Source organism: Amycolatopsis japonica, from assembly GCF_000732925.1.
GTDB classification, from domain to species: Bacteria; Actinomycetota; Actinomycetes; order Mycobacteriales; family Pseudonocardiaceae; genus Amycolatopsis; species Amycolatopsis japonica.
Window position 1 is genome coordinate 5,521,352 of the sequence record NZ_CP008953.1, and the last position, 11,438, is coordinate 5,532,789.

Annotated in this window: 8 protein-coding genes; 4 read left to right on the forward strand and 4 right to left on the reverse strand. The window is 70.1% G+C overall.

Going from position 1 to position 11,438, the window contains the following annotated elements; genetic code table 11:
* The first annotated feature begins 86 nt into the window (after positions 1–86).
* From AJAP_RS25395 to AJAP_RS25405, 3 genes are all read left to right on the forward strand, one after another.
* Complete coding sequence (locus tag AJAP_RS25395; RefSeq protein WP_005156956.1) at positions 87–1,319, forward strand: thiolase family protein; 1,233 nt, start codon at positions 87–89, stop codon at positions 1,317–1,319.
* A gap of 1 nt (position 1,320) precedes the next feature.
* On the forward strand, positions 1,321–3,432 hold the full coding sequence (locus AJAP_RS25400; protein ID WP_038515755.1) for a 3-hydroxyacyl-CoA dehydrogenase NAD-binding domain-containing protein: 2,112 nt from the start codon (positions 1,321–1,323) through the stop codon (positions 3,430–3,432).
* A 223-nt stretch (positions 3,433–3,655) separates the two neighbouring features.
* A complete protein-coding gene (locus AJAP_RS25405) occupies positions 3,656–5,257 on the forward strand; it encodes a CehA/McbA family metallohydrolase domain-containing protein (RefSeq protein ID WP_038515757.1) in 1,602 nt (533 codons plus the stop codon).
* Between the two features lie 16 nt (positions 5,258–5,273).
* Here the strand turns inward: AJAP_RS25405 and AJAP_RS25410 are convergent, their stop codons facing one another.
* The 4 genes from AJAP_RS25410 to AJAP_RS44285 all read right to left on the reverse strand — a co-directional run bounded on the left by AJAP_RS25410 (position 5,274) and on the right by AJAP_RS44285 (position 9,860).
* Positions 5,274–6,098, reverse strand: a complete 825-nt coding sequence (locus AJAP_RS25410) for an aldo/keto reductase (protein ID WP_038515759.1) — start codon at positions 6,096–6,098, stop codon at positions 5,274–5,276.
* Between the two features lie 26 nt (positions 6,099–6,124).
* Positions 6,125–7,252, reverse strand: a complete 1,128-nt coding sequence (locus tag AJAP_RS25415) for a sensor histidine kinase (RefSeq protein ID WP_038515761.1) — start codon at positions 7,250–7,252, stop codon at positions 6,125–6,127.
* Positions 7,249–7,926, reverse strand: a complete 678-nt coding sequence (locus tag AJAP_RS25420; RefSeq protein ID WP_007033550.1) for a response regulator transcription factor — start codon at positions 7,924–7,926, stop codon at positions 7,249–7,251. The genes AJAP_RS25415 and AJAP_RS25420 overlap by 4 nt, the downstream gene beginning before the upstream one ends.
* Before the next feature lie 449 nt (positions 7,927–8,375).
* The gene (locus AJAP_RS44285; RefSeq protein WP_174492045.1) at positions 8,376–9,860 is read right to left on the reverse strand and encodes a PucR family transcriptional regulator; all 1,485 of its coding nucleotides are present in this window, start codon (positions 9,858–9,860) and stop codon (positions 8,376–8,378) included.
* 111 nt (positions 9,861–9,971) lie between these two features.
* On the opposite strand from AJAP_RS44285, the gene AJAP_RS25430 reads away from it, so the two are divergent.
* On the forward strand, positions 9,972–11,423 hold the full coding sequence (locus AJAP_RS25430) for a sodium:solute symporter (RefSeq protein WP_038515763.1): 1,452 nt from the start codon (positions 9,972–9,974) through the stop codon (positions 11,421–11,423).
* Positions 11,424–11,438 lie beyond the last annotated feature (15 nt).

The following is an 11,438-nucleotide window of genomic DNA, read 5'->3' on the forward strand; positions in this document are numbered from 1 at the left end:
CCCACTCGACCGGGCCACCATCCTGGTTACCGACTGGTAACCGGGGCTAGGGTGCGGTCAGGACAACCTCTACTTCAGGAGCATTCGTGGCCGCAGGAGCAACACCGCTCGCGCCGAACGCGCGGTCGGTACGCAATGTCGCCTTCGTCGAAGGGGTGCGGACGCCCTTCGGCAAGGCAGGCGAAAAGGGTATGTACGCCGGCACCCGCGCCGACGATCTCGTCGTCAACGCCATCCGTGAACTGCTGCGGCGGCACCCCGAGCTGCCGCCCGAGCGTGTCGACGAGGTGGCGATCGCCGCCACCACCCAGATCGGCGACCAGGGCCTGACCATCGGCCGCACCGCCGCGCTGCTGGCGGGCCTGCCGAAGTCCGTGCCCGGTTTCGCGCTGGACCGGATGTGCGCGGGCGCGATGACCGCCGTCACCACCACGGCGAGCGGGATCGGCTTCGGTGCCTACGACATCGCCATCGCCGGCGGCGTCGAGCACATGGGCCGCCACCCGATGGGCGAGGGCGTGGACCCGAACCCGCGCATCATCGCCGACAAACTCGTCGACCCGACGGCGCTCGTGATGGGCCAGACCGCGGAGAACCTGCACGACCGGTTCCCGGCGATCACCAAACAGCGCACCGACGCCTTCGCCGCGCGCAGCCAGGAGAAGTACGCCGAGGCCGTGAAGACCGGCAAGATCGGGCCCGAGCTGGTCCCGGTCGCCACCCGGTCCAAGGAACTCGGCTGGGGTCTCGCGACCGAGGACGAGCCGCCGCGCCCCGGCACCACCGTCGAGCAGCTCGCCGGGCTGAAGACGCCGTTCCGCCCGCACGGCCGGATCACCGCGGGCAACGCGGCCGGGCTCAACGACGGCGCCACCGCGGCGCTGCTCGCCGACGAGGACACCGCCCGCGAACTCGGCCTGCCGATCGGCATGCGCCTGGTGGGCTACTCCTTCGCCGGTGTCGAGCCGGAGGTCATGGGCATCGGCCCGGTGCCCGCCACCGAGAAGCTGTTCGCGCGCACCGGCCTGTCGATCGACGACATCGGCCTGTTCGAGATCAACGAGGCGTTCGCGGTCCAGGTGCTCGCGTTCCTCGACCACTTCGGCATCGCCGACGACGACCCCCGCGTCAACCAGTGGGGTGGCGCGATCGCCTGCGGTCACCCGCTCGCGTCCTCCGGGGTGCGGCTGATGACGCAGCTTTCGCGTCAGTTCGCCGAGCGTCCCGACGTGCGCTACGGCCTGACCACCATGTGTATCGGCATCGGCATGGGCGGCACGGTCATCTGGGAGAACCCGGCTTTCGAGGGGGCCAAGTAACATGACTTTCACCGCTGAGCAGGCGAAAGCCGCCTTCCCCGACGAGGTCGTCACCAACGCGGTCACCCGGCTGGTGAAGGTGCCCGGGCTCGACAAGCCCGTCGCGCTGATCACCCTCGACAACGGCCACGACCACACCCGGCCGAACACCTTCGGCCCGCAGGGCCTGGTGAGTCTCAACGCCGCGATCGACGCCGCCTTCGCCGCGGAACCCGCCGCGATCGCGGTCACCGGCAAGCCGTTCATCTTCGCCGTCGGCGCCGACCTTTCCGGCGTCGAAGCGGTCGCGGATCCGGCGCTGGCGCGGGAGATCGCGCAGACCGGGCACGACGTGTTCCGGCGCCTCACCGAAACCGAGATCCCGACCTTCGGGTTCATCAACGGCGCGGTGATGGGCGGCGGGCTCGAACTCGCGCTCTCCTGCCACTACCGCACGCTTTCGGAGAACACCGCCGCGATCGCGTTCCCCGAGGTCTTCCTCGGCCTGTTCCCGGGCTGGGGCGGCACGCAGCTGCTGCCGAACCTCATCGGGCCGGACGCCGCGGTCACCGTGATCATCGAGAACGCGCTGGCCCAGAACAAGATGCTGAAGGTCGCGCAGGCGGCGGAACTCGGCATCGTCGACGAGGTCTTCGGCTCGGCCGACTACCTCGAGCAGTCCCTGCTGTGGCTGGCGAAGGTCGTCAACGGCGAGATCACCCCCGCTCGCTGCGAGATCGACCGCGGCGCGGGCTGGGACGCCGCGATCGCCCGCGCCAAGGCCATTGTGGACGGTCGCACGAAGGGCGCCTCCCCCGGCGCGACCAAGGCCGTCGAGCTGCTGGAGCTGGCCCGCGAGAACGATCTGGACCGCGGCTACGCGGCCGAGACCGACGGGCTCGCCGAACTGCTCATGGACGACACCCTGCGCGCCGGGCTGTACTCGTTCAACCTGGTCAACAAGCGGGCCAAGCGGCCGGCCGGTGCGCCGGACAAGTCGCTGGCACGCAAGGTGAACAAGGTCGGCATCGTCGGCGCGGGCCTGATGGCCAGCCAGATGGCGCTCCTGTTCGTCCGCCGCCTCAAGGTGCCGGTGGTGCTCACCGACGTCGACCAGGAACGCGTCGACAAGGGTGTGTCCTATGTGCACGGTGAGATCGACAAGCTGCTGGCCAAGAAGCGGGTCTCGCCGGACGGCGCGAACCGGCTGAAGGCGCTCGTCACCGGCTCGCTCGACAAGTCGGCGTTCGCCGACGCCGACTTCGTGATCGAGGCGGTGTTCGAGGAGCTGGGCGTCAAGCAGAAGGTCTTCGCCGACCTGGAGCAGTACGTCTCGCCCGAGGCGATCCTGGCGACGAACACCTCGTCGCTGTCGATCACCGCGATGGCGTCGCAGCTGAAGCATCCCGAGCGCGTGGTCGGATTCCACTTCTTCAACCCGGTCGCGGTGATGCCGCTGCTGGAGATCGTCCGCGCGGAGAAGACCGACGACGCCGCGCTGGCGACGGCGTTCGCACTCGGCAAGCAGCTCAAGAAGTCGAGCGTGCTGGTCAAGGACGCGTCCGCGTTCGTGGTCAACCGGCTGCTGCTGCGCTTCCTCGGCGAGGTGCTGGTGACCGTCGACGAGGGCACGCCGTTCGACGTCGCCGACAAGGCGCTCGAGCCGCTGGGCCTGCCGATGACGCCGCTGACGCTGATGCAGCTGGTCGGCCCGGCGATCGCTCTGCACGTCGGGGAGACCCTGCACGGGGCGTTCCCGGACCGGTTCACCGTCAGCGAGAACCTCGACCGCTTCGTCAAGGCGGGCAAGAAGGGCGTCTGGCAGTGGGATGACAAGGGCAATGCCACCGTCGACCCCGAAGTGGACGAGCTCTGGCAGCGCGGCGACTCGCCGTCGACGTCCGAGCAGGTGCGTGACCGCGCGCTGGCCGCGATCGCCGAGGAGATCCGGATCATGCTCGACGAGGGCGTGGTCGCGGAGGCCCAGGACATCGACCTGTGCCTGATCCTCGGCGCGGGCTGGCCGTTCTGGCTGGGCGGCATCACGCCGTACCTCGACCGGGCCGGCGTGTCCGAGAAGGTCAACGGCAAGCCGTTCCTGGCGCCGGGTGTGGCGAGCGTGCCGCTCTCCTGAGCCGCGACGAAAGGCCACCGTCGGCGATCCCTCGATCGCAGGCGGTGGCCTTTCACGTTTTTCGTGGATTCGATGGCGAACGGCTACGTTTTCGTGAAAGCCTGGGGTTCGTACGGGAACGTTCGTCTCCCCGGCCATCCCCCGGGGAGACGGGCATCACAGAACGCCGTGCGTTGGCCGTCCGGACATCGTCCGTTCAACGAGGCTCTTTAGCGTCCGGCCGGTGAACAGCGAAAAACCCGGCGTCGACCGCCGCGGATTCCTCAAACGCGCGGGCCTCGTGTCCGCGGCGGCCGCCGGCGCGCCGCTCACCGCCGCGGCACCGGCGGACGCCCTCGATCTGGATCTCGACCTCGATCTCGGCCTGCTCTTCGGCCGGGACCGCTATCGGTGGCTGGCGGGCGATCACCACATCCACACGCAGTACTCCTACGACGCGATGTACACAGTGGACGGAATCGCCACCGACGCGCGCCGCCACGGGGCGGACTGGGCGGTGATCACCGATCACGGCCACGCCGCGCACGAGAAGTCGTCGGTGGAGCGGACGAACGCCGCGATCCGGGCGGCGCAGCGCGAACATCCCGATCTCCTGCTGTGGCAGGGCATGGAGTGGAACGTGCCGGGCGCCGAGCACGCGACGCTGTTCTTCCAGGCGGGCGCGGCCCAGGCCGCGAAACTGCGCGAGTTCGAGCGCGCCTTCGACTGGCGGCTGACCGGGACCGAACCGGGCACGCCGGACAACGAGGCGCTGGCCGTCGAGGCGATCCGCTGGCTCGCGGCCGAAGAGCGGGCACGCCGGATCCACGCGCCGGTGGTGGTGATCAACCATCCGCTGCGCAACGGCCGGATCGCCCCGCACGAGATCCGTGCGCTGCGCGACGCCGCGCCCGGCATCGTCATCGGCATGGAAGGCGCGCCGGGAGCGCAGGCCGACGGTTTCCCCGAACCGCTCGGAAGCGGCGGGGGCGCGCGTGGCGGGTACGGCAACTCGCCCGGCTCGAACTCGTGGCTGGGCTTCCCGGCGTCGGCCTACCGCACCTACGGCGGCTTCGACTGGAGCACCGCGACCGTCGGCGGGCTCTGGGATTCGCTGCTGGCCGAAGGAAAGCCGTGGTGGATCACCAGCAACTCCGACTCGCACTACAACCGCGGCGACACCCACGTGCGGCCCAGCGTCCCCGACGGCTACTACGACGAGCACGGCGGCTACCCGGACCCGATCGACACCGGCGTCCCGCAGACCCTGCCGCCGTACGCGGACTTCGCCCCCGCCGAGTTCAGCCGGACGATGGTCGGCGTGACCCGCCGAAGCCACGAAGGGGTGCTGGAAGGTCTGCGCGCGGGCCGCGTCTGGGTGGCGCACGGCGGGCTCGCGCAGGAACTCGAATTCGGTGCGTACAGCGGCTGGAGCTCGGCGACGATGGGCGGCAGGCTGCGGGTCCGGCGCGGATCCGACGTCACGGTGGTCGTCTCGGCGAAGCTGGCGGCCCGGCCGAACGGCGGCGGCGCGATCCCGCGGCTCGCACGGCTCGACCTCGTCTCGGGACCGGTGACCGGCCCGGCCGCCGACCGCGACACGCAGACCGCCCCGGGTACCCGGGTTGTGCGGTCGTTCGAGCCGCGGTGGGCGCCCGGGCGGCGGGTCACCTTCCGGCACACGTTCCGCGACGTGCGTGAGCCGTTCTTCGTGCGGACACGCGGAACGGACGGCAAGAAGCACGTGCCCGGCGGGATCGAGCCGAGCGCCGACGTGATCGGGCAGTCGAACCCGTTCGAAGACCTGTGGCTGTACGGGAACCCGATCTTCGTGGACGTGCGGTAGGCGACCGGGGCCGGGTCTAGGCGCCCAGTTTGTCCGGGTCCGGCCCCAGCCGCTTCCCCTGCTCCAGCGTCGCGATCGCGGCGGTGTCGTGCGCGTCGAGCGCGAAGTCGAAGACGTCGATGTTCGCCTTGATCCGGTCCGGCGTGACGGATTTCGGGATCACCAGATGGTCCATCTCGACATGCCAGCGCAGCACGACCTGGGCCGGTGTCTTGCCGTGTTTCTCCGCGATCGTGGTGATCTTCTCGTCGGCGAGCAGGTCTCCGCCGCGCGCCAGCGGGCTCCACGCCTCGGTGACGATCTCGTGCTTCTCGTGGAAGTCCCGCAGCAACGGCTGCTGCAGCCACGGGTGGCATTCGATCTGGTTCACCGCGGGAACGGTCCCGGTCTCCTCGATCAGCCGTTCCAGATGCGGGATCTGGAAGTTCGAGACGCCGATCGCCTTCGCCCGGCCGTCGGAGGCGATCTTTTCCAGCGCCCGCCACGTTTCCACGTACTTGTCCTGCGCCGGCAGCGGCCAGTGGATCAGATACAGGTCGACGTAGTCGAGCCCCAGTTCGCTCAGGCTCGTGTCGAAGGCACGCAACGCCGAGTCGTAGCCGTGTTCGGTGTTCCACAGTTTCGTGGTGACGAACAGTTCCTCGCGTGGCAGCCCGCTGGTGCGGACGGCCTCGCCGACGCCGCGTTCGTTGGCGTACAGGGTCGCCGTGTCGATGGCGCGGTACCCCGCCTCGATGGCGGTGCGGATCGCGCCGGTGACCTCGTCGTCGCCGATCTTGTACACCCCGAACCCGAGTTGCGGGAGGGATGTTCCGTTGTTCAGCCGAATACTGGGAACCATGCTCGAACCGTAACCCCCGCCGGGGGTCAGGGCAGAGCGGGCAGGTGGACGGTCACCGAAAGACCGCCACCCACAACGGGTTCCGCGGACACCGTGCCGCCGTGCGCCTGCACCGCGGCCCGCACGATCGAGAGCCCCAGCCCGGCACCGGTGCGGGCCGTCCTGGCGACGCCGGCGCGGCGGAACGGCTCGAACAGTTCGGGGACCGCGGCCGGATCGAGCAGCCCGCCCGAAGACCGCACCCGCAGCACCGACCACTGTGGACCGGCCTGCGTGACGACGTCCAGCCAGCCGCCGTCGACGTTGTGCCGCACGGCGTTCTCCAGCAGGTTGCCCGCGATCCGTTCCAGCAGCGCGGGATCGCCGAACGTCGCCGCGCCCTGGGTCGCGAATTCGGTGCGGATGCCGCGCTTTTCGGCTTCGGCGCGCACCGCGCGCCAGGCGCTCGCGACGATCACCGCGAGGTCGACCGGTTCCCTGGCCACCAGTCCCGCGCCGTCCGTACGGGCGAGCAGCAGCAGCGAACCGACCAGCCGCTCGGCCCGCTCCGTCGCGTCACGGACGACACCCGCCATCCGGCGTAATTCGGCTTCGTCCGCTTGCTCGTCGGCCAGGGTGACGTCGAGTTCGGTGCGGATGACGGCGAGCGGCGTCCGCAGTTCGTGGCTGGCGTTCGCGACGAAATGCCGCTGCGCGTCGAACGCGGCCTGCAACCGGTCGAGCATGTCGTCGAAGGTCTCGGCCAGTTCCGCGAGTTCGTCCTTCGTGCGGACCTCGCCGATCCGCTCCCCCATCGACTCGATCGAGAGACGGCGCGCGGTACCGCTGATCTCGCGCAGCGGCCGCAGGACCCGCGCGGTGAACGTCCACGCGAGGATCCCCGCCGCCAGCACGACGAAACAGAACGCGACCGCGCCGAACAGCAGCACCCGGTTCCTGGCGTAGACCCGCAGATGCTCGGTGACGGCGGACGCGTCGACCTCGACGCCGTCGACGCGCACCGTGGTGCCGGGCGGAAGCTGCGGCACGGCGGAAACCGCGTCGCCGACCAGATTCCAGGTCAGCCAGAGCAGCAGGACGCTGACCAGTGCCACCAGCCCGGTCGCGAGCAACGTGACCCGCGCGCGCAGGCTGCGGGCACCGGACAGGTTCACCCGCGTGCGGTCCCCTGCTCCGGCACCCGGTAGCCGGAGCCGACGACGGTTTCGATGATGCCCGGCTCGCCGAGTTTCTTCCGCAGGGTCATCACGGTGACCCGGACGGTGGTGGTGAACGGGTCGGCGTTCTCGTCCCACACGCGTTCGAGCAGTTCTTCGCTGCTGACCACCGAACCGGCGGCCGACAGCAGCACCTCCAGCACGCCGAACTCCTTGCGGGTCAGCTCGACCGGACCGCTCGCGCGGCGGACGGTCCGCCTCGCCGGGTCCAGTTCGACGTCGCCCGAAGTCAGCAGCGGCGGCGCGGCCGGGGTCGCGCGGCGGCCCAGCGCCCGCACGCGTGCGACGAGTTCGGGGAAGGCGAACGGTTTGGCGAGATAATCGTCGGCGCCGAGGGAAAGGCCGTCGACGCGGTCCGAAACGGAACTGCTCGCGGTGAGCATCAGCACGCGGGTCAGCTCGCCGGACGCGACGATCTCGCGGCACAGGTCGTCACCGGACATGCCGGGCAGGTCGCGGTCGAGCAGCACGACGTCGTACCGGGTGACAGCGGCCTTCTCGTGCCCGTCGTCACCGGTGAGCGCGATGTCCACCGCCATGCCCTCGCGCCGCAGGCCGCGTGCGATCGCGTCGGCGAGGGGTTCTTCGTCTTCGACTACCAGAATTCGCACGACCCTACGTTGCCACATTTACCTGAGAGTGACCTGATTGGACTCGTGAGTCCTTTTCGGCACCTACTGGCTCCTGGCCGCTGGTCCCGGGCCCGGTCCGTGAAGGCCCCCTTCACGGACTGTGGCCTGCGGTCGACGGGGGAGGATTCCGGCCGTTGAACGTCCGGAATCTTCCCCCGTCACCTCGTCTGCCACCGGTCGCGCCTGGCGCGACCTTGATCAACGGAGGATCGGGGACGTTGAGTGTCCCGAACCTTCCATTGATCAAGGTCCAATCGGCCGGACGGCACGTGTGATCAGATGGACGACACGCTCGTGGCGATGCTTTCGCCGTGAGTCGTCCGCCCAGACACGCGTGTCGTCCGTCTGATCACGGGTGTCGTCCATCCAGTCACGCAAGACCGCCAGTAGGTACTCAGGACGCCCTTCGCCCTAGCCGCCGCTACCACTCACGAGGACCAGCGCAGCGCGAACCACAGCCGCATCCGGGTCTCCGGATCCGCCAGATCCACCCCCAGCGCCCGTTCGATCTGCCCGATCCGGTGCCGGACGCTGTTGCGGTGCACGCCGAGTTCGGCGGCCGTGCGGTCCCAGCCGCCGTGGTGCGCGAGCCACGTCCGCAGCGTGGCGACCAGCTCGCGGTCACCCTTCCGGTCGAGTTCGCGCAACGGCGCCAGCACCTGGGCGGCGAACCCGGCCGCGGCGCCCGGATCGATCAGCGCGTCCAGCCCCGAGGGACCTTCCGCCACCACCGGCCGTCCCAGCGCGGCGGCCCGCGTCAGCAGCAGCTCGATCTCACCCGCTGCTTCGGGCAGCCGCCCGGGTGGGACGGGCGAACCCACCACCGCGAGCCAGCCGTCGGCGCGGAGCCGGTCGAGGTCACCGGCCTCCGGCGCCTCGCGGACGATCGCGTCGAAGCGCGGGCCCGGCCGCAGCCGGACGAGCGGGGTGTCGAGCCGGGCGCGCAGCCAGTCGTAGCGGACGGCCACCTCGTTCGGCCCTTTGCGGTACGCGATCCCGGCGACCAGACGCCGTTCGTCCCCGCCGATCACCTCGGTCTCCCCCAGCAGCAGCCCCGTGGCGGTGGCGCCCAGCCCGGCCGCGTCCGAACCCGCGCGGCCCGCCAGCCCGAGCAGCGCCGCCCCGACCGACAGGATCGAGCGGTCCGCGCCGTCGAACCGCTCGACCCGGCCGACCACGACCAGATGCGACGCCGTCGCCTGCGGGTACACCGGCTGCGCGACGACGTGCGTGCCGTCGGCCAGTTCCGTGGTCGCGCTGCGGATCCCCCGGCCGGCCCGCAGCGTGGCGATCAGTTCGCGGACCTCGCCGGGCAGTGGTGACGGCGCGCCGTGGTCCGCGGCCAGGACGTCGCCGACGCCGACCAGCGCCACCCACGCCCCCAGCCGTCCGGCCAACGCGCTCGCCAGTTCCCCGAGCCCGTCGCCCGCCGCCCTGGTCAGCGCCTCGCGCGCGACCGCGATCCGCCGCTGTTCCCGCTGCCCCGCCTCGGCGAGCGCGACCGACACCGCCCGGCTGATCGCGAGGAACGGCGTCCGCGGCTGGACGACCAGCAGCGGGAGACCGTGCCGGGCGCACGCCGTCAGCAGGGGCGGGGGCAGCGTCTCGTAGGCGCCGGGGGTGAGCCCGAACCCGAGCGCGGAGATGCCGCTGCCGGCCAGCCGCCGGACGTAGCGATCGATCTCGGCCGGTTCCACCGGCAGGTTCACCCCGGCGGTGAGCAGCAGCTCCGCCCCGAGCAGGTACGGCACGGGATCCAGCAGCTCGCTGACGTGGGCCCAGCGCACCGGGGCGTCGAGCGCGCCCGGGCGCAGGGTCTCCACGACCGGGTCGAGTGCCAGTTCCGGGTTGCCGACCACGGCGCGTAACGGGACATTCACATCCGAGTCGAACGGATCGCGGCTTTGGGTCATTTCATCCTCGATCTCCGATGACTTCGGATGGATCATCCCATGTCGTTCAAGCCGCGAACGAACCTACGGTGACCCGAACGAAGCGAACAGCCCCAAGTCAAGGAGGACACCGTGGCCGGTGACTACGCGGTGATCGCGCTCTACATAGCGGGCATGATCGGGGTCGGCTGGTTCGGGCTGCGGCTCGCCAAGACCAAATCCGACTACCTCGTCGCGGGCCGCCGCCTCGGCTGGTTCATGTACTCGGGCACGATGTCCGCGGTCGTCCTCGGCGGCGCTTCGACCGTCGGCGGGGTGAAACTCGGCTACACCTACGGCATCTCCGGCGCCTGGCTCGTGATCGCGATCGGCGTCGGCATCCTGGTCCTGCACACGCTGTTCGCGCGACGGCTGGTGAAACTCCGCGTCTACACCGTCGGCGAGATGCTCGACCTGCGCTACGGCGGCTCCACCAGCACCATCTCCGGCGTGGTCATGTGGGGCTACACGCTGATGCTGACCGTCACCTCGACGCTGGCGTTCGCCACCATCTTCAAGGTCCTCTTCAACGTGCCGAGCTGGGCGGGTATCGCCATCGGCGGCTCGATCGTGGTGCTCTACTCGGTGCTCGGCGGCATGTGGTCGATCACGCTGACCGACATCGTCCAGTTCGTCATCAAGACCATCGGCATCCTGCTGATCCTGCTGCCGGTCTCGATCGTCTCCGCGGGCGGTTTCGACGGTATGGCCGCGCGGCTGGACGAGAGCTACTTCGAGCTGACCGCCATCGGCGGCGACACGATCTTCACGTACTTCCTCATCTACAGCTTCGGCCTGCTGATCGGCCAGGACATCTGGCAGCGCGTGTTCACCGCGCGGACGCCGGGTATCGCGACCGGCGGCGGCGTCATTTCCGGCGTCTACTGCCTCGTCTACGGGCTCGCCGGCGCGCTGATCGGCACCGCGGCCAAGACGCTGTACCCGAACCTCGCCAGCGCGCAGGACGCGTTCGCGACCATCGTCGAGCAGCAGCTTCCCGCCGGGATCCGCGGGCTGGTGCTCGCGGCGGCGCTCTCGGCGATGATGTCGACCGCGAGCGGCGCGCTCATCGCCTGCTCCACGGTCAGCACCTCGGACCTGCTTTCCAAGCTGGGCCTCAAAAAGGCCGTCAACGAGGTGACACGGAACCGGATCACGACGCTGGTTCTCGGCATCGTCGCGATCGGCATCGCGATGATCGTGGACGACGTCGTCAACGCGCTGACCATCGCCTACGACATCCTCGTCGGCGGGCTGCTGGTCGCGATCATCGGCGGCCTGGCCTGGAAACGCGGCACCCGCCAGGGCGCGCTCGCGTCGATGGTGGTCGGCACCGTCGTGGTCATCACGTTCATGTTCGTCGACGGCGTCGAGGCCAACAGCCCGATCTACTGGGGCCTCGGCTCCAGCCTCGCGGTGTACCTGCTGGTCAGCTTCCTGACCCCGCGTACCTCCGACGAAATCCTCACCGTGTGGACCCGCCGTCTGAACGGCAGCGCGGTCGCCGAAGAAGAAGAGGCGAAACTCGCCGCTTCGCAGTCCTGAAACACCAGAAGGAGA